The organism is Colwellia marinimaniae, assembly GCF_002207865.1.
GTDB classification, from domain to species: domain Bacteria; phylum Pseudomonadota; class Gammaproteobacteria; order Enterobacterales; family Alteromonadaceae; genus Colwellia; species Colwellia marinimaniae.
The window spans coordinates 25,681-43,922 of sequence record NZ_BDQM01000010.1; the positions used below are offsets into that span (position 1 = coordinate 25,681).

Here is an 18,242-nt window from a genome sequence, read left to right on the forward strand (position 1 = left end):
TTCGTTTAAAGATAGTTGCAGTACCAGTCATTTGAGAACAATAGCTTACAACTAAATTTGCAACCAAGAAAGTCAATAACTTTTCTCACCATTAAATTATTTTCATTTGTTTATTTTATGAAGTCGCACCCTTTAGAATAAAAACCCTAAGGCATTTCGCCCCTTAACGAGATAGTCATCACAGCCACTATTACCACTAACCAGTTCGTTTGCAAGGTCAGCTTTCTTATCCCAAAAATTATTTATTACTGGTTAATAAAAATACAATTAAATAATCAGATAGGATGTTATTTATCAGAGTTTGACTGAAATCAGTTAGAACAGTATTTTCACTAATTGGTACGTGGAAAATGGTATAATCTGTTAAATTATTCAACACAATAGCGAACAATAATAATGAGAATAAAATTAACCCAAGACCTAGTATGTGGTAATGAAACTTGTTTAACTGGTGAGGAGTATGAAGCAGTATTAATATTACCTCGTTCAACAACTGTAGAGTTTGTTGCTGATTCAGGTAAAAAAATCAGAGCATTTAACTATGAATACGTGACTGTTTCCTCGGCAACTGACACCTAACCAAATTATTTAGATTCAAAGGACTGTAGTTGCTACAGTAATTATAACTAAACACTCTAGTGCTAGTGTTGTTTTATAATCAAATATGAAAGCCAAGGAAGCATCTAATGTCATACCAACCACCATTTCAAATCACTAATGACATTTTAAATATTGTTGCTGATATTAGCCGGTTACTTGGGCATTGGTCAGCAAATGATAAAAATCTGCTTTCTCCTGTGCTTAGACGCGGTAATCGAATTAAAACTATTCAAGCTTCGCTCGCAATAGAAAATAACACTTTATCTATAGAGCAAGTTACTGCTGTGATATCAGGTAAAAAAGTATTAGGTTTACCTCATGAAATTCAAGAAGTGAGGAATGCCTTTAAAACTTATGAAAACCTTACTTCGTGGCAGGCAACAAATTCGAGTGATTTATTATCAGCACATCAATCACTTATGTATGGCTTAGTTGATGATGCTGGCAAATACCGTGATGCAGGCGTTGGCGTTTATCGAGAAAAACAGTTAATCCACATGGCACCACCAGCCAATAGAGTTTCGTTATTGATAGATGATTTACTTAACTGGTTGAAAAATACGGATTGTCATCCCTTGATTGCAAGTTGTATTTTTCATTATGAATTTGAATTCATCCATCCATTCTCAGATGGTAATGGCAGAATGGGTCGATTATGGCAAACATTATACCTTAGCCAATGGCAACCAATATTTGCATACCTGCCAGTAGAAACTGTCATTAAAGATCAACAAAATGAATATTACCGAGCGTTGTCAGCTTCAGATAAAGCAAGCGATGCAACCGCATTTATATTTTTTATGCTCAAAGCATTACATTCAGCAATGATTGAAGTTACCTCAGATCAAAGCGATCAAGTAACAGTGCAAGTAAGCGATCAAGTAAAATCTCTATTGAGTTGGCTCAATAATAAAGAACCGCAAAAACTTGCAATTATAATGGAAGCGTTAGCGTTAAAGCATCGACCTACATTTAAGAATAACTATATCGCACCGGCTCTAGAAGCTGGATTAATAGCAATGACAGAACCTGATTCACCAAGAAGTCCAAGGCAAAAATATTATATAACCAAGGTTGGTAACAATCTATTTCATTCACTTTAGCTAACTTTATAAATTATTAGATAACGAGTGTTTTAGAATATATACCCTAACTCGTTTTCGCCCCCAAAGCGTGATAGAAGACTTAAATTTACATGCCTATGCAGATAACTCAGGATTGAACTCTACTGTATATATAAACACACTGTATAGGTAGACATAATCATTAACATGCCAGAAGCAAGCTTTTTAGTTTGGCAAAAAAAGTTTAGTACCGAAGATGATTGCTTAAAATATTTACAAGAAATGAAATGACCAAATGGCTTTATTTGCCCGAGTTGCGGCAATGATCATAACTATAAAATTGCCAGTCGCCACTTATACGAATGCACGCAATGTAAAAAGCAAACATCAGTCACCGCAGGAACACTTTTTCATGGTAGTAAAATCAGCTTAATCCAGTGGTTTTGGGCTATCTATTTTCTTGGCTCTGATAAGGGCAGCAGATCAGCACTGAGACTAAGTAAATTAATAGAAGTTAATTAGCGAACTGCGAGACTGATTTTAAAGAAACGTCGAAGAGCTATGGGTCACAGAGATAGTTTGTATCAATTGAGTGGCACAATAGAGCTAGATGATGCACTTGTTGGTGGTAGACAAAAAGGCAAACGAAGACGTGGTGCAGCAGGAAAAAAGAATGTATTAATCGCCGGTGAAAGCAAAGAGAAAAAGGAGGATTTATCGCCATGGAAGTGGTCGATAGTATTTGCCATTTTAGCGTTAATAAGTTTGTTAAAAGCATTTAAAATCAGGTCAAAAAGTTCGGTCTGATGCATTACCTGCTCTGAATATAATTGACCAAACACAAAACTATGAAGCAAGGGTAACACCAAGCAATTTGGTTGATGAATGGCTACCGTGGATACATATCGCCATCGGCGATTTAAAAACATTTTTGTTGGGTACATTTCATGGTGTATCGGGTAAATACCTACAAGAATACCAAAATGAGTTCTGTTATCGGTTCAACCGTCGATTTATTGAAAAACAGCTCCCTAACCGATTGTTAAATTTGGCGATAGTTCATGTGCGTGTAAAATCGTCCTGAGCCAAGTGCATAGGCATGTAAATTATGTCCGCTGTATGATCGGGAAGTTGACGTTTGAGATTTTGACGGGTCTTATTCTGCTAAGCGCACAAAGTTATCATTTATAAAAATACAAACAGCTAACTTAGCCCCCCTTCAGAACACTCTTAACTACGATTATTAGATACTTTCCCTAATATCATGCTAGATTGCATTATTCAACTAAAGCGCATAAATTTGATGGTTTGGTGGATATTTGAAAGATCGAGCAATCCAGGGTCATCTCAGATTAAAGATATAAATTTCACCTGATTTCAATACAAACATAAGATCAATATCAGGAAAAATTCTGCCGAGATTGGCAATCCTATCAGGAATAATTAGCAACCAATTACATACCAATTAGCAACCAAACAAAAAAAGACTTAACGCGTAATGCATTAAGCCTTGGATATCATATATAAATCTAGTGGTGCGGTTGGGGGGACTTGAACCCCCACGACCTAAATCACCAGCCCCTCAAGCTGGCGCGTCTACCAATTCCGCCACAACCGCGCAATACTAGATTTTTAAAATTTTTACTTTTAACTAAGTTGAGGTTTAGCTATAAGTTAATCTGGGACGTTGCTATTTTCTTCTTTCCCAGCAGTATCGTCAGATGCAGGCACATCATTATTTTGTGCAGCAGGAAAAGCATCAGCTTCAAGGCTTTCACCCGGAATGGCATCAATAGCTTGCTCAGTTGGAACGCTTAGGTTATTCCACTCATCAACCGCTTTATTTTTATTAGCCGTTATGTTACCTAAGATTAAACTGATAGCGAAGAACGCAACGGCTAGATAAGTTGTCGACTTCGTTAGGAAGTTACCAGAGCCACCTGAACCAAAAACAGTGGCAGAAGAGCCAGCACCAAAAGATGCGCCCATGTCTGCGCCTTTACCTTGTTGAATTAATACTAATCCAATAAGAGCTAAAGCAATAAGTACGTAAACGATAATTAATACTTGATACAACATTTCTATTTTCCTTTCGCTGCGGAACAAATAATTTTAAATTGTTCTGCTTTTAAACTAGCACCACCAATAAGACCACCGTCTATATCCGCTTGTGCAAATAATTCTTCACAGTTAGCTGCATTAACGCTGCCACCGTAGAGTAAAGGTATTTTAGCCGCCACTTGCTCGTTTTGCTGAGCTAAAAATTGACGAATAAACTGATGTGTTTCTTGTGCCATGGCACTTGATGCTGTTTTACCTGTTCCTATGGCCCAAACTGGCTCATACGCAATAACAACATCATTAAATTTCTCTATACCAATTTCATCGATAACTGGCTGAAGCTGTGCTGATAACACAGTTTCTGTTGCTCCGCTTGCTCGTTCTGTTTCGCTTTCACCAATACATAAGATGGGTGTTAAGCCGGCATTTAATGCCGCATGAACTTTTTTTGCAACCTGGGTAGACGTTTCTTTATAAATACTTCTACGCTCAGAGTGACCAACTATTACATAGCTAATCGCTAAGTTTTGCAACATAGCAGTGGATATTTCACCGGTGTAAGCACCACTTTCATGTTCACTAACATTTTGCGAGCCAACATGGATTGCTTCATTTAAGTTAGCTGCTTTTATTTTCTGAGCAAGCTCAGATAAATAGGGGAAGCTAGGACAGATAACTACATCAACGTGTGAAGAAAGTTTAATATCTGCTAACCCTGAAACCATAGTATCAACTAGGGCTGAGTCACCGTTCATTTTCCAATTTGCGGCTACAATTGCTTGTCTAGTCATTTATACCTCTTAGCCTAGGTTATTATCTTATCACTCCAATAACGTTCAAATGAAGTGCTTGCTAAAATGAAGCCGCGAGATAGTAACTAACCTGCGCAAAAGATACAAGTATTTAACACAATATCTTTTACTGGTTGCAGGTTTTTTATACTCATTTACCCATATGCACAGAAATCACTCATTTCTCTATGCACAATGGTATAACACGCTTTTAGCATAATAGTGTTTGAAATCACCCTTTACTCTCGCAACGCTAGCTTTAGAGCTGATTTAGTCGATCTTTATCCGCCTGTTGAGAGTAAACGTTTATTAGCAAAACTATTTAACCAGTTTGACAAAATCGGCAATTTTATTGGCTAATAAGGTTACTTCATCCATATCAGGACCTTCAACCATAACGCGAATTAAGGGTTCAGTACCTGATTTACGCAAGAGCACCCGACCACGACCCGTTAGTGTTTCATTGACTTCATCTACCGCAGCAAGCACTTTGGCATCTTCTAATGGGTTGTTTTCACCAGCAAAGCGCACGTTAACCAGCAATTGTGGCAACATGGTAATACCTTGGCGTAATTCATGTAGCGATTTTTTCTGTTTCATTATCGCGGTAAGTACATTCAGCGCAGCAATAATTCCATCACCGGTAGAGGTATGATTAAGGTTGATAATATGGCCTGAGTTTTCCGCGCCAAGTTGCCAGCCTTTCTCTTTTAACATTGCCATGACATAACGATCACCAACCTTACTGCGGGCAAATTCGATATCTAATTCTTTTAAGGCTAATTCTAAGCCCATGTTGCTCATTAAGGTGCCAACAACACCACCGCCTTTACGGCCCGTTTTTATATCATTACAGGCGATGATATAAATAATCACATCACCATCAAGAACATAACCGGTATGATCAACCATCATCAAACGGTCGCCATCACCATCAAGGGCAATACCGAGGTCAGCTTTATGCTCAACTACCGCTTTGCTAATGGCCGCCATTGATGTTGCACCACAACCATCATTAATATTAGTGCCATTAGGCGCTGTGCCTATTTCGATAACTGTAGCGCCTAATTCACGAAATACATTGGGCGCTATGTGATAGGTTGCGCCGTGAGCACAATCAACCACTATGGTTAAACCTTGCAATGACATTCGCGTTGGAAAATTACTTTTACAAAATTCAATGTAACGCCCTGCCGCATCATTAATGCGGGTAGCTTTACCTAACTTAGCTGATTCAACACAGCCCATGGGTTTATCAAGCTCTGCTTCAATGGCTAATTCAATATCATCAGGCAATTTTTCGCCTGATTGTGAAAAGAATTTAATGCCATTATCATAAAAAGGGTTATGCGAGGCACTAATAACAATGCCAGCTTCGGCTCTAAATGTTTTGGTTAAATAAGCAATAGCAGGCGTTGGCATAGGACCAAGCAAACCGATATCGACACCGGCAGCAGAAAAGCCAGCTTCGAGGGCTGATTCCAGCATATATCCCGAAATACGGGTATCTTTACCGATTAAAACTTTTTTCGTTCCTTGCGCCGCTAAAACCTTGCCGGCGGCGTAACCTAATTTCATCACAAATTCAGGCGTTATTGGGGCTTTGCCAACTAAACCACGAATACCATCGGTGCCAAAATATTTACGATCAGACATAGTTCTTCCTTATATATTTCACTCTATAGCAGCATCGTTTCGCTGCTAAGTTTGTTAGTTTTGCTAACAAAAATTATGTTTATACTGACAGTAGCACTTACTGGTATTTCACTGTCATGGCTAATACTTTTAGGGCATCTACTGTTTCTTTAACATCATGCACCCGAATAATACTCGCATTTTGCTGTGCGGCTATTATAGCGGTAGTTAAACTACCTGCAAGACGTTCATCAACATTACGCGCTAATAAATCACCTATCATTGATTTCCTCGAGGTGCCTGAGAGCAAAGGTAGGCCTAAGTCATTAAATTTGTGCAGTTGTGCCAGTAACTGATAGTTTTGCTCTAGGGTTTTACCAAAGCCAAAGCCGGGGTCTAAAATCAACCGTTCACGCTTAATACCCGCCTGCTCACAGACGCTGATACGGTCGATAAAAAACTGTTTGATATCACCAATAACATCGTTATAGTGCGGATTTTTTTGCATTGAGCGCGGCAAACCCTGCATATGCATTAAACACACTGGCACATCACTTGCTGCCAATACCGCTAAACAGCCGTCGTTTTGCAATGCCCGCACATCATTAATAATATCAGCGCCATGAGTGATTGCTTGTGCCATCACTGCGGCTTTACTGGTATCGATTGATACCTTGATAGTAAACGTTGCTTTAATCGCTTTAAGTAAGGGGATAACACGTTTTAACTCATCCGCGGCACTGACCTCAACTGCGCCTGGACGGGTTGATTCACCGCCAATATCGATAATATCGACGCCGTCGCTAATCATTTGTGCAACATGTGCTAAGGCTTTATCAAAGCTGGCAAACTTACCACCATCTGAGAATGAATCAGGGGTAACATTTAATATGCCCATCACTTGTGGCCGGGAAATTTCTTGCTGCTGAGGCATTTGTTTGGCTAAAAATTGATCTGCTGTCATAGGGTTTTAATCATTTTTTGTATCTATAGCTGCTACGGATATATACATATGAAAAAGCCTCGGTATTTAAAGTAAATATCGAGGCTTTGTTAATTATTATGCAGTGCTAACTCGCGGCAGTATCATCACTTGGTTTGCTGGTATCCGCTTTAACTGGGCTAGCTTTTTCATCATCTTTAACTTGCTCTGGTTCGTCACTACTTGCTTCTTGCTCAGTAGTAGAATCACCATTGCTTTTATTTGATTTTGAATCAGAGCTATCTTTATCATCCCAACCTGCTGGTGGGCGGACGGTAGTTCTCGCCATCAAATCATCAATTTGTAAAGCATCAATAGTTTCATACTTCATCAAACAATCTTTCATGGCATGAAGAATATCAATGTTCTCTTTCATTAATTCTTCCGCACGTTGATAGTTACGATTAATCACCGCTTTAATTTCTTCATCAATTAATTTAGCGGTTTCTTCTGACAAATGGAACGATTTGGACGAAGAACCACCTAAGAAAATTTCACCTTCTTCTTGAGCAAACAACATTGGCCCTAACTTTTCAGATAAGCCCCATTGTGTCACCATTTTACGGGCAATGTCCGTCGCACGTTCGATATCATTTGATGCACCAGTAGACACTTTATCACTACCGTAAATCAATTGTTCCGCAATACGACCACCGTACAATGAAGAAATATTACTTTCTAAGTGCTGTTTAGAATGACTAAACCTGTCTTGCTCTGGTAAGTACATAGTCACACCAAGAGCACGGCCACGAGGAATAATACTCACCTTATAAACTGGGTCATGATCAGGTACTAAACGACCAATTAAGGCATGTCCGGCTTCATGGTAGGCGGTCATTTCTTTTTCTGACTCACTTATCACCATAGACTTACGTTCTGAGCCCATCATGATTTTGTCTTTGGCTGCATCAAATTCTTTCATACCAACAACACGGAGTGCTTTACGTGCAGCACCTAAAGCGGCTTCATTGACAAGGTTGGCCAAATCCGCACCCGAGAAACCAGGGGTACCGCGGGCGATTACTGAGGCTTTTACATCATCATTTAACGGCACTTTACGCATATGTACTTTAAGAATTTGTGCACGACCACGAATATCAGGTAAACCAACCGTTACTTGACGGTCAAAACGACCTGGACGAAGTAATGCTGGGTCCAATACGTCTGGACGGTTAGTCGCGGCAATAACAATAACGCCTTCGTTACCTTCAAAGCCATCCATTTCAACTAGCATTTGGTTTAATGTTTGTTCACGTTCATCATGACCACCACCTATACCAGAACCACGTTTTCTACCTACTGCATCAATTTCATCAATAAAGATAATACATGGAGCGGCTTTTTTGGCCTGTTCGAACATGTCACGGACACGAGAGGCACCAACACCAACAAACATTTCAACAAAATCAGAGCCGGAAATAGTAAAGAATGGGACTTTAGCTTCACCGGCAATGGCTTTTGCCAGTAAGGTTTTACCCGTACCCGGCTGACCAACTAATAAGATACCAGAAGGAATACGACCACCTAATTTTTGGAAACGCTCAGGCTCTCTTAAGTACTCAACCAACTCTTCAACTTCTGCTTTCGCTTCATCACAACCAGCAACATCAGCGAAAGTGGTTTTGATTTGCTCTTCACTTAATTGACGCGCTTTAGATTTACCAAATGACATAGCGCCTTTGCCACCGCCACCTTGCATTTGACGCATAAAGAAAATCCACACTCCAATAAGTAGGATCATGGGGAACCAAGAAACAAAAATAGTCGTTAGGAAACTTGTTTCTTCAGGTAATTTACCTTGGGCACGTACACCTTGTTTAACTAAGTCATTAATTAAATCACGGTCATAGCCACCTGGTATAACGGTTATATACTCTTCACCGCTACGTTTTTCACCAGTAATTACGCCATTTCGGTCAACATTCGCATCACGAATTTGTCCTTGACGTACATCCTGAATAAATCGGGTGTAATCCATTTGTTGCTCTTCTGTGGTACTCGGAGAAAAACTCTGAAATACACTCATCAAAACAACTGCAATAACTAACCATAAAATTAGATTTTTCGCCATATCGCTCAACTTAATGACCTCTTGTGGTATTTAATATATTTATTAAAATAAAACTATACTAGTTTATTGTGCCTAATTTACTACAATTCAAGCCTTGTCGCTATTTACTTTAGTAGTAGGTAACAACTAGTTACATTAAACAGATAAAACATTTAATTTTCTAAAGGCTAGCTTAAAGCCTAATCGGTAAAAATGAAGGGCTTAGCCTGAGTAATAACACTCAAGATGTTCTTCTCCCTTATATTACACCCTACGGCAATAAATAGCCTGCTAACCTTATATCAGCGCGTTAGCCCTTGTAACCCGTGCCAACAAGGTACACTTCCCTTGAACGTGCTCGTGATGAATGCGGTTTACGGGCTTTAACCGTTTTAAAAACTGCCCGTATCGCTTTCATGTAATCTTCAAAACCTGCACCTTGGAAGACTTTCACCACGAAGGCACCATTGGTTTTTAATACCTGACTACACATATCTAACGCCAATTCGACTAAGTACATGCTACGAGCAGAATCAGCACTTTCATTACCGGTCATATTAGCGGCCATGTCAGACATAACCACATCAATATTCTTGCCATTGATACGTGCTAATAAGGTTTCAAGAACATCGTCTTCTCTAAAGTCACCTTCAAGAAAATCAACACCGGCGATGGCATCCATAGGCAAAATATCACAGGCAATAACCTGGCCTTTAGCACCAACCGCCTTGACTGCATATTCTGACCAGCTACCTGGAGCCGCACCCAAATCAACTACTTTCATACCGGGTTTAATCAATCTATCTTTGATATTGATTTCTTCCAATTTAAAAACTGCCCGTGAGCGTAAGCCTAAACGTTGCGCCTTTTTTACATATTCATCATCAAAGTGCTCATCTAACCAACGTTGACTGCTCGCTTTGTGTTTTTTATTTGCCATGTTTTTCTTGCTTCCAATACATTTAAACGCGTTAAGTTATATCACTATGAGTATTATATCATTCTGATAAGGCCGCTGCATGGATACAGCCTATTTAAAAATAACGAGGGTATAGCAAGTGTCTCATTCAATATATCTTGAGCTATTATCCCGACCCTATCCGGCTAACTAAACATTCACTTCAAGCAATGCCTTGCCTTTAAGCCTTTTAATTCTTCCTCCGTAGGAAATAACTTAATAGACTTGGTATTACTCAGTAGATAAGGGTAAAATGGCGATAATTCAAGGCAACAGATAACGAAATTTAGTAATGAGCTTAAACAAAAAACAAATCCAACACCTTAGAGGGGTAGCACACTCTTTAAAACCAGTAGTTTTATTGGGTAATAATGGCTTAACAGAAGCGGTTGTCGCTGAAATAGATTATGCACTTAATCACCATGAATTGATTAAAGTAAAAATCCCGACCGAGGATAAAGAAAATAAGGCCTTAATCGTCGATGCTATTTGTCGTGAAACAAACTCGACTCAAGTCCAAGTGATCGGTAAGACCCTAGTTATTTATCGCCAGAGTGATGAGCAAAAAATTAGAATCCCTAAAATTTAATTTTCTCTTACTCAGCAATAGATACATAAAAAATGACAGCAATTGCTGTCATTTTTATTTATAGCAAGTAACTTAGCTTGCTTTAGATAATTTTATTTTGACTCACCTCCCCCCTCATCAAGGCTATTTTCAAGAGAGGTTACCACTTTCTGAATGAGTTTTACTCGACCGGAATCAACCAAAGCTTTTCTTAATACATATTCAATTTGAGCATTAACACTGCGCAACTCATCATCCGACCAACGTTGCATTGCCGCCAAAACCTCTGGATTAATCCTAAGTGGGAAGCTTTTTTTAGCGACCATTATCTTTCCTATTTTCCCTAAGGTTTAATACAAACTACCCGTATTCACCACTGGCTGCGTGCTTTTATCACTACATAAGACCACCAGTAAATTACTGACCATAGCCGCTTTTCGCTCTTCATCGAGCTCTACTATTTTCTTTTCTGATAATTGTGTCAGCGCCATCTCAACCATGCCTACAGCACCATCAACGATCAAACGTCTAGCGGCAATAATTGCCGAGGCTTGTTGTCTTTGTAACATGGCATTGGCAATTTCTGGGGCATAGGCTAAATGGGTTATACGGGCTTCATGAACCTTAACACCCGCTTTACCTAAGCGCTGCTGTATCTCTATTTTTAAGGCTGCTGAAACTTCTTGTGGATGGCTACGTAGGGCAACGTCATCACCTTCGTGTTGCTCATAAGGATAACTCGTCGCCATATTACGCAGTGCTGATTCACTTTGAATATTTACAAAGCTGATGTAATCATCCACTTCAAATACCGCTTCAGCGGTATCATCTACCGACCAAACCACCACGGTGGCTATTTCAATCGGGTTACCCTGACTATCATTAACCTTCATTTGTTTTGATTCGAAGTTACGTATGCGTAAGGAGATATTTACCCGTTTAAAGAGAGGTATTGTCCAACGTAAACCATTGGTTTTAACCGAGCCCACATAACTACCAAAAAAAGTCATCACTTTCGCTTGATTTGGTTGCACCATAAAAAAACCTGGGCTTGCTGCCACCATAAGTATAAAGACGACTACGGTCAGCATTTCTATATTACCTGCTGCGGCTTGGCTAACAATAAAAGCTGCTGCTGCTAATAAAACAACAAAAACGCCATAACCACTGATCGAAAAACCTATTTTCTCGTTCATACAAACTCCCGTTGATATGTAAAAGTGATATCATTTTGATATCATTTTGATATCAAAAAGACTACACCGACATTAAAAGATTTGCAAGGTGATTTATCAATAATCAAATAACGCTGACAAAAAAGCCGCAAACATTACGTTTACGGCTTTTTATTTCAATCACTATGACAGCAGCACTGCGACAATAGTAATTTGTCATTGTATTTAACAGAGCGTGTTGCTAGATATATTCAACCGCAATAATTTCATACTCTACTACGCCACCAGGAATAGTAATTTCAATTTCACTATCCACTTCTTTGCCAATTAAACCACGAGCAATCGGTGAGTTTAATGAAATACGGCCAGTTTTAAAGTCAGCCTCATCATCACCAACAATTTGGTAAGTCACTTCAACTTCCGTCTCAATATTCAATAAGGTCACTGTCGTACCAAAAACAACCTTGCCATGGTTAGGTATTGACGTTACATCAATAACTTGGGCATTACATAATCGACCTTCAATATCTTGTATACGACCTTCACAAAAACCCTGCTCTTCTTTAGCTGCATGGTATTCTGCATTTTCTTTTAAGTCGCCATGTGCACGGGCAGTAGCAATGTCTTTTACAATACGTGGGCGTTTTTCTGTTTTTAAAATTTTAAGCTCTGTTTGTAATTGCTCAGCACCACGAAGGGTCATTGGATATTTAATCATTATTATCTTCTCATTCTAATAATAAAGGTGGTTAACCCATAAATAGGGGATAACCACCTTTAAAAAAGTTTTAGATAAGCGTTAGCTTATTTCGGGAAAAACTATTTAGAGCCTTTTGTGTAACTCTTGAATAGAGGTAACTTTACTTCTGTCATCAGCCGAATGTGCCATACAGGTAGCAAAAGCCGCGTTTAAGGTGGTGGTATAAGCCACTTTATAACGTAAGGCGCCACGACGCAATACTTTGGAATCTTCAATGGCTTTACGGCCTTCCGTAGTATTGATGATGTAACTGTATTCGCTGTTTTTAATTCTATCTAGAATATGCGGACGTCCTTCATGCACTTTATTAACACGACGAACAGGAATACCTGCTTCACGTATAATAATTTCAGTGCCATGGGTTGCATCAATATCATAACCTAAATCGACCATAATTCTAGCTAACTCTACTACGCGTTTTTTATCACTATCACGGACAGAAATTAACGCACGACCTGACTTAGGTACACTAACACCCGCGCCTAAACTGGCTTTAGCGTAGGCTTCTTCAAACGTATCACCAACACCCATCACTTCACCGGTTGAGCGCATTTCAGGGCCAACGAGAGGATCGCTGCCATGGAACTTATCAAAAGGAATGACCACTTCTTTCACCGAGAAATACGGTGGAATAACTTCTTTGGTAATCCCTAGCTCTTTTAAGGTTTTACCCGCCATTACCCGTGCGCCAATTTTAGCGAGTGGTACAGCAGTTGCTTTAGAAACAAAAGGTACGGTACGAGCCGCACGTGGGTTAACTTCAATTAAGTAAACCTTACCGTCTTTAACCGCCATTTGCGTATTCATTAAACCAACTACGCCTAATTCAAAGGCTAAAGCCGTTACTTGCTCACGCATGACATCTTGAATTTCTTGGCTTAAACTGTACGCTGGTAATGAACAAGCACTATCGCCTGAGTGTACACCCGCTTGTTCAATATGTTGCATGATACCGCCAATGACTACGTCAGTGCCGTCACAAATCAGGTCAATATCAACTTCAATCGCATCATCAAGGAAGCGATCAAGTAATATTGGCGCATCATTAGAAACACTTACCGCTTCCGTCATATAACGACGTAAATCTTCTAGGTCATAGACGATTTCCATGGCGCGACCACCGAGTACATACGATGGACGTACTACTAATGGGAAACCGATACCTTCAGCTTTTGCCATGGCTTCCTCTACTGAGGTAACCGTGGCATTGTCAGGTTGTAATAAACCTAAACGCTCAACCGCTTGTTGAAAACGTTCTCTGTCTTCTGCTCGGTCAATAGCATCTGGTGAAGTACCAATAATAGGTACACCTGCCTCTTCAAGTGCTCGTGCCAATTTAAGCGGTGTTTGACCACCATATTGCACGATAACACCTACGGGTTTTTCAATACGGACAATTTCAAGTACATCTTCAAAGGTGATTGACTCGAAATATAGTCTATCTGAGGTATCGTAATCGGTAGAGACAGTTTCAGGGTTACAGTTAACCATAATGGTTTCATAACCGTCTTCACGAAGTGCTAATGCCGCGTGAACACAACAATAATCAAACTCAATACCTTGGCCAATACGGTTAGGTCCGCCACCTAGGATCATGATTTTTTTATTATTCGTTGGATTGGCTTCACATTCTTCATCATAGGTTGAATACATGTAAGCGGTATCAGAGCTAAACTCAGCCGCACAAGTATCCACACGCTTGTATACTGGGTAAATATTCGCCGCGTGACGTTTTTTACGCACTTCGGCTTCAGAGACACCAATCAAGTCAGCTAAACGAGAATCGGCAAAACCTTTACGCTTAAGTTTACGTATGTATTCTGGGGTTAAATTAGTTAAACCACCCTCAGCGACTTTGGCTTCATCTAGAATAATGTCTTCAATTTGTACTAAGAACCAACGGTCAACCTTAGTTAAATTATAAACTTCATCTACCGTTAAACCTAAACGGAAAGCATCACCTATATACCAAATTCGGTCAGCGCCCGCTTCTTGCAATTCATGCATGATTTTAGTTTTGGCGCCTGGCTGAGTCACATCAACAATCGAATCAAAGCCATTGACGCCAACTTCTAAACCGCGTAATGCTTTTTGCATTGATTCTTGCATGTTACGGCCAATCGCCATCACTTCACCAACCGATTTCATTTGTGTGGTTAGACGGTCTTCACAACCGGCAAATTTTTCAAAGTTAAAACGTGGGATCTTAGTTACCACGTAATCGATAGTCGGTTCAAATGATGCTGGTGTTTTACCACCGGTAATATCATTGCTTAGTTCATCTAAGGTGTAACCTACCGCTAGCTTAGCTGCGATTTTAGCAATAGGGAAACCTGTTGCTTTAGAAGCTAATGCCGATGAACGAGAAACGCGTGGGTTCATTTCAATAATAACCATACGACCGGTATCTGGACAGATACCAAATTGTACGTTTGAGCCACCTGTTTCCACACCAATTTCACGCAATACTGCCAAAGAGGCATTACGCATGATTTGGTATTCTTTATCGGTTAAGGTTTGCGCAGGCGCAACTGTGATTGAATCACCGGTATGAATGCCCATAGGGTCGAAGTTTTCAATCGAACAAACAATGATACAGTTATCATTTTTGTCACGAACCACTTCCATTTCATATTCTTTCCAACCAATCAAAGATTCATCAATCAATAATTCAGTGGTAGGTGATAAATCTAAACCTCGGGTACAGATTTCCTCAAATTCTTCAGTGTTATACGCGATTCCGCCACCTGAACCACCCATGGTGAATGACGGACGTATGATACAAGGAAAACCTAAATGCTTAACCGCTGCATGCGCTTCTTCAATGGTATGGACAATTTCAGCACGCGGGGTATCTAAACCAATGGCTTTCATCGCTTTATCAAAACGACTTCTGTTTTCTGCTTTATCAATGGCATCGGCAGATGCGCCGATCATTTCAACATTAAACTCTTTTAATACACCTTTGGCTTCAAGCTCTAAAGCACAGTTTAATGCAGTTTGACCACCCATAGTCGGTAAAAGCGCACATGGACGTTCTTTTTCAATAATTTTACGCACTACTTCCCAGTGAATGGGTTCGATGTAAGTCGCATCCGCCATATCTGGGTCGGTCATAATTGTTGCTGGGTTAGAGTTAACTAAAATAACTCGGTAACCTTCTTCACGAAGTGCTTTACATGCTTGTGCACCAGAATAATCAAATTCACAGGCCTGGCCAATAACAATTGGACCAGCACCTAAGATCAAGATACTTTTTATATCTGTACGTTTTCCCATTTCTTTCTCTCTTATCTTATCTTATCTGTAGGGGCTTAAGCTTGGCTTGCTTTATAGGTTTTAATTAAATCAATAAAATGGTCAAACAACGGTGCGGCATCTGTTGGGCCTGGGCTTGCTTCTGGGTGACCTTGGAAGCTAAACGCCGGTTTGTCGGTGCGATGCATACCTTGTAAAGAATCATCAAATAATGATTTATGAGTAATTCTTAAGTTACTTGGTAAACTTTCTTCATCAACGGCAAAACCATGGTTTTGTGAAGTGATCATGACCACGTCACGAGCGAAATCTTTCACCGGGTGGTTAGCACCATGATGACCGAACTTCATTTTGATAGTCTTTGCGCCACTTGCTAAGCCAAGTAATTGATGACCTAAACAAATACCAAATAATGGAATTTCTGTTTCTAAGAAGGTTTTAATTGCCGTGATAGCATAGTCACATGGCTCGGGGTCACCTGGACCATTAGATAAGAAGATACCATCTGGATTCATGGCAAGTACTTCACTTGCTGGTGTTTGTGCTGGTACCACAGTTAATTTACATCCACGGTCAACTAACATACGTAAGATATTTCTTTTCGCGCCAAAATCGTAAGCGACAACATGAAACTCAACTTTTTCTGGTTTAGTGAAGCCAGTGCCGCCGTCTTTACCACCGGTAAGTGACCAACTACCTTCCGTCCACTGGTATTGTTCTTTCGTTGAAACCACTTTAGCTAAATCCATACCTTTAAGGCCTGGAAATGCTTTTGCTTGGGAAAGTGCCGCGGTATATTGGCTATCATCGTTAACATCATCAAGTGTTAAAACACAGCCATTTTGAGCACCTTTCTCCCGTAAAATGCGCGTTAATTTACGGGTATCAATCTCGGCGATACCTAAGATGTTATGAGCAATTAAATAATCACTTAAACTCTGTTCATTTCGAAAGTTACTAGCCATTAGAGGCAAGTCGCGGATAACCAGGCCTTTAGCAACAATGCTATCAGACTCTTTATCTTCGCTATTAGTACCGGTATTCCCAATATGTGGGTAAGTCAGGGTAATAATTTGCTCTGCATATGATGGGTCGGTAAGAATTTCCTGATAACCTGTCATTGCGGTGTTAAAAACCACCTCACCAACAGCCGACCCTTGTGCACCAATTGCGATGCCTTTAAAAACAGTGCCGTCTTCAAGCACTAAAATAGCAGATGTAGCCAATGTAACCTCCAAAGAAGAAATAAACGTAAACGCGCATATAACAGCAAGTGCTCCGTGCCTTTGCCCAGTACTTCCTGTATAAAAAAGGGTGTCAAAAGCAGATTTTTCGCTAAACTTTTGACAAAATCCACTTATTTTACGCTTGTGTTCTAGTTTCGTCTAGTAATAAATTATAAAAAGTCAGCCTTTTCTAGGTTTTCCTAGCTTTTAATAGCCAAAGGGCTAAAAAGACATCTTATCTCTGATAATACCTTGCTGATACTTAACGAATAGTTCGTTAGCAGTATTAGTCTTTTAAACCCAGTACGTCTTGCATATCATAAAAACCAACATTGGCATCGTGTAACCAAAACGCCGCACGCATAGCCCCTAGCGCAAAGGTCATCCGAGAGCTCGCTTTATGGGTAATTTCAAGACGCTCACCAAGATCGGCAAAAATAACGGTATGTTCACCAACGATGTCGCCGGCTCTAATGGTGGCAAAACCAATGGTTTCTCTATCTCGTTCACCGGTAATACCTTCACGACCATAAACAGCAACTTTATTTAAATCACGCCCTAGCGTATCGGCAATAACTTGCCCCATTTTTATCGCAGTGCCCGATGGTGCATCTTTCTTGAATCTATGATGCGCCTCAAAAATTTCAATATCAGTATAGTCGCCGATTGCTTTAGCGGTAATTTGTAACAATTTCAACATTAAATTAACGCCAACTGATGTATTAGGCGCTAAAATCACTGGCATGGTTTTACCCGCAAGTTCAATAACTTGTACTTGCTCAGTAGAAAACCCTGTAGTACCGATAACTAAAGACTTTTTATTTTCGTTACACCAAGTAAGGTTTTCTAGGCTGGTTTCGATCGAGGTAAAATCAATGAAAACATCGGCAGCAGCCAGTTGCGATAATTGTGTTGAAGTTTTAATACCGATTGCGCCAATTCCCGCCAATTCGCCTAAATCAAAATCGACAAAAGATGAACTAGTACGGACGCTGCCACCAACCAATTCAATACTTGCATGCTCATGAGCTGCCTGAATTAAATTACGGCCCATACGACCACTACAACCTAAAATAGCTACTTTTACTTTCATATTTTTCTCTATTGTTATTAA

Annotated in this window: 15 protein-coding genes, 1 tRNA gene and 1 pseudogene; 4 read left to right on the forward strand and 13 right to left on the reverse strand. The window is 39.8% G+C overall.

Annotated elements, in window-relative coordinates; translation table 11 throughout:
* Positions 1-396 precede the first annotated feature (396 nt).
* The 3 genes and pseudogenes from MTCD1_RS07920 (at position 397) to MTCD1_RS07930 (ending at position 2,748) form a co-directional block, all read left to right on the forward strand.
* Positions 397-579 carry a hypothetical protein gene (locus MTCD1_RS07920; RefSeq protein WP_057181483.1) on the forward strand — a complete coding sequence of 61 codons (183 nt, stop codon included), beginning with the start codon at positions 397-399 and terminating at the stop codon, positions 577-579.
* A gap of 107 nt (positions 580-686) precedes the next feature.
* Positions 687-1,703 (forward strand): Fic family protein, encoded by a 1,017-nt coding sequence (locus tag MTCD1_RS07925; RefSeq protein ID WP_057181484.1) that lies wholly within the window; start codon positions 687-689, stop codon positions 1,701-1,703.
* Between the two features lie 162 nt (positions 1,704-1,865).
* Positions 1,866-2,748, forward strand: a pseudogene (locus MTCD1_RS07930) (IS1595 family transposase).
* A 449-nt stretch (positions 2,749-3,197) separates the two neighbouring features.
* Here the strand turns inward: MTCD1_RS07930 and MTCD1_RS07935 are convergent.
* From MTCD1_RS07935 to rlmE, 7 genes are all read right to left on the reverse strand, one after another.
* Positions 3,198-3,282 (reverse strand) — tRNA-Leu (locus MTCD1_RS07935).
* Positions 3,283-3,338: 56 nt separating this feature from the next.
* The gene (secG, locus tag MTCD1_RS07940; protein WP_057181485.1) at positions 3,339-3,743 is read right to left on the reverse strand and encodes a preprotein translocase subunit SecG; all 405 of its coding nucleotides are present in this window, start codon (positions 3,741-3,743) and stop codon (positions 3,339-3,341) included.
* Positions 3,744-3,745: 2 nt separating this feature from the next.
* Positions 3,746-4,516 (reverse strand): triose-phosphate isomerase, encoded by a 771-nt coding sequence (tpiA, locus tag MTCD1_RS07945; protein WP_057181486.1) that lies wholly within the window; start codon positions 4,514-4,516, stop codon positions 3,746-3,748.
* A 318-nt stretch (positions 4,517-4,834) separates the two neighbouring features.
* The gene (gene glmM / locus MTCD1_RS07950; protein ID WP_057181487.1) at positions 4,835-6,172 is read right to left on the reverse strand and encodes a phosphoglucosamine mutase; all 1,338 of its coding nucleotides are present in this window, start codon (positions 6,170-6,172) and stop codon (positions 4,835-4,837) included.
* Positions 6,173-6,269: 97 nt separating this feature from the next.
* Positions 6,270-7,115, reverse strand: a complete 846-nt coding sequence (folP, locus tag MTCD1_RS07955; protein WP_057181488.1) for a dihydropteroate synthase — start codon at positions 7,113-7,115, stop codon at positions 6,270-6,272.
* A 106-nt stretch (positions 7,116-7,221) separates the two neighbouring features.
* Complete coding sequence (gene ftsH / locus MTCD1_RS07960) at positions 7,222-9,213, reverse strand: ATP-dependent zinc metalloprotease FtsH (RefSeq protein ID WP_057181489.1); 1,992 nt, start codon at positions 9,211-9,213, stop codon at positions 7,222-7,224.
* A gap of 280 nt (positions 9,214-9,493) precedes the next feature.
* Positions 9,494-10,123: a 23S rRNA (uridine(2552)-2'-O)-methyltransferase RlmE gene (gene rlmE / locus MTCD1_RS07965; protein ID WP_057181490.1), complete on the reverse strand. Its 630-nt coding sequence runs from the start codon at positions 10,121-10,123 to the stop codon at positions 9,494-9,496.
* A gap of 310 nt (positions 10,124-10,433) precedes the next feature.
* On the opposite strand from rlmE, the gene yhbY reads away from it, so the two are divergent.
* A complete protein-coding gene (yhbY, locus tag MTCD1_RS07970) occupies positions 10,434-10,730 on the forward strand; it encodes a ribosome assembly RNA-binding protein YhbY (protein WP_057181491.1) in 297 nt (98 codons plus the stop codon).
* 92 nt (positions 10,731-10,822) lie between these two features.
* Here the strand turns inward: yhbY and MTCD1_RS07975 are convergent, their stop codons facing one another.
* From MTCD1_RS07975 to dapB, 6 genes are all read right to left on the reverse strand, one after another.
* The gene (locus MTCD1_RS07975) at positions 10,823-11,035 is read right to left on the reverse strand and encodes a type II toxin-antitoxin system antitoxin (RefSeq protein ID WP_057181492.1); all 213 of its coding nucleotides are present in this window, start codon (positions 11,033-11,035) and stop codon (positions 10,823-10,825) included.
* Between the two features lie 24 nt (positions 11,036-11,059).
* Positions 11,060-11,905, reverse strand: coding sequence for an SPFH domain-containing protein (locus MTCD1_RS07980; RefSeq protein WP_057181493.1), 846 nt, complete (start codon positions 11,903-11,905; stop codon positions 11,060-11,062).
* Between the two features lie 220 nt (positions 11,906-12,125).
* Positions 12,126-12,602: a transcription elongation factor GreA gene (greA, locus tag MTCD1_RS07985; RefSeq protein WP_057181494.1), complete on the reverse strand. Its 477-nt coding sequence runs from the start codon at positions 12,600-12,602 to the stop codon at positions 12,126-12,128.
* Between the two features lie 105 nt (positions 12,603-12,707).
* Positions 12,708-15,923: a carbamoyl-phosphate synthase large subunit gene (carB, locus tag MTCD1_RS07990; RefSeq protein WP_057181495.1), complete on the reverse strand. Its 3,216-nt coding sequence runs from the start codon at positions 15,921-15,923 to the stop codon at positions 12,708-12,710.
* A 35-nt stretch (positions 15,924-15,958) separates the two neighbouring features.
* Positions 15,959-17,128, reverse strand: coding sequence for a glutamine-hydrolyzing carbamoyl-phosphate synthase small subunit (carA, locus tag MTCD1_RS07995; RefSeq protein ID WP_057181496.1), 1,170 nt, complete (start codon positions 17,126-17,128; stop codon positions 15,959-15,961).
* A gap of 286 nt (positions 17,129-17,414) precedes the next feature.
* Complete coding sequence (gene dapB / locus MTCD1_RS08000) at positions 17,415-18,221, reverse strand: 4-hydroxy-tetrahydrodipicolinate reductase (RefSeq protein WP_057181497.1); 807 nt, start codon at positions 18,219-18,221, stop codon at positions 17,415-17,417.
* Between the last annotated feature and the right edge of the window lie 21 nt (positions 18,222-18,242).

Coding starts and splice junctions, on each gene's coding strand:
- secG (WP_057181485.1), bottom strand. CDS start 3,743: ATGTTGTATCAAGTATTAATTATCGTTTACGTACTTATTGCTTTAGCT.
- carB (WP_057181495.1), bottom strand. CDS start 15,923: ATGGGAAAACGTACAGATATAAAAAGTATCTTGATCTTAGGTGCTGGT.
- MTCD1_RS07925 (WP_057181484.1), top strand. CDS start 687: ATGTCATACCAACCACCATTTCAAATCACTAATGACATTTTAAATATT.
- MTCD1_RS07920 (WP_057181483.1), top strand. CDS start 397: ATGAGAATAAAATTAACCCAAGACCTAGTATGTGGTAATGAAACTTGT.
- tpiA (WP_057181486.1), bottom strand. CDS start 4,516: ATGACTAGACAAGCAATTGTAGCCGCAAATTGGAAAATGAACGGTGAC.
- dapB (WP_057181497.1), bottom strand. CDS start 18,221: ATGAAAGTAAAAGTAGCTATTTTAGGTTGTAGTGGTCGTATGGGCCGT.
- folP (WP_057181488.1), bottom strand. CDS start 7,115: ATGACAGCAGATCAATTTTTAGCCAAACAAATGCCTCAGCAGCAAGAA.
- glmM (WP_057181487.1), bottom strand. CDS start 6,172: ATGTCTGATCGTAAATATTTTGGCACCGATGGTATTCGTGGTTTAGTT.
- rlmE (WP_057181490.1), bottom strand. CDS start 10,123: ATGGCAAATAAAAAACACAAAGCGAGCAGTCAACGTTGGTTAGATGAG.
- MTCD1_RS07980 (WP_057181493.1), bottom strand. CDS start 11,905: ATGAACGAGAAAATAGGTTTTTCGATCAGTGGTTATGGCGTTTTTGTT.
- yhbY (WP_057181491.1), top strand. CDS start 10,434: ATGAGCTTAAACAAAAAACAAATCCAACACCTTAGAGGGGTAGCACAC.
- MTCD1_RS07975 (WP_057181492.1), bottom strand. CDS start 11,035: ATGGTCGCTAAAAAAAGCTTCCCACTTAGGATTAATCCAGAGGTTTTG.
- greA (WP_057181494.1), bottom strand. CDS start 12,602: ATGATTAAATATCCAATGACCCTTCGTGGTGCTGAGCAATTACAAACA.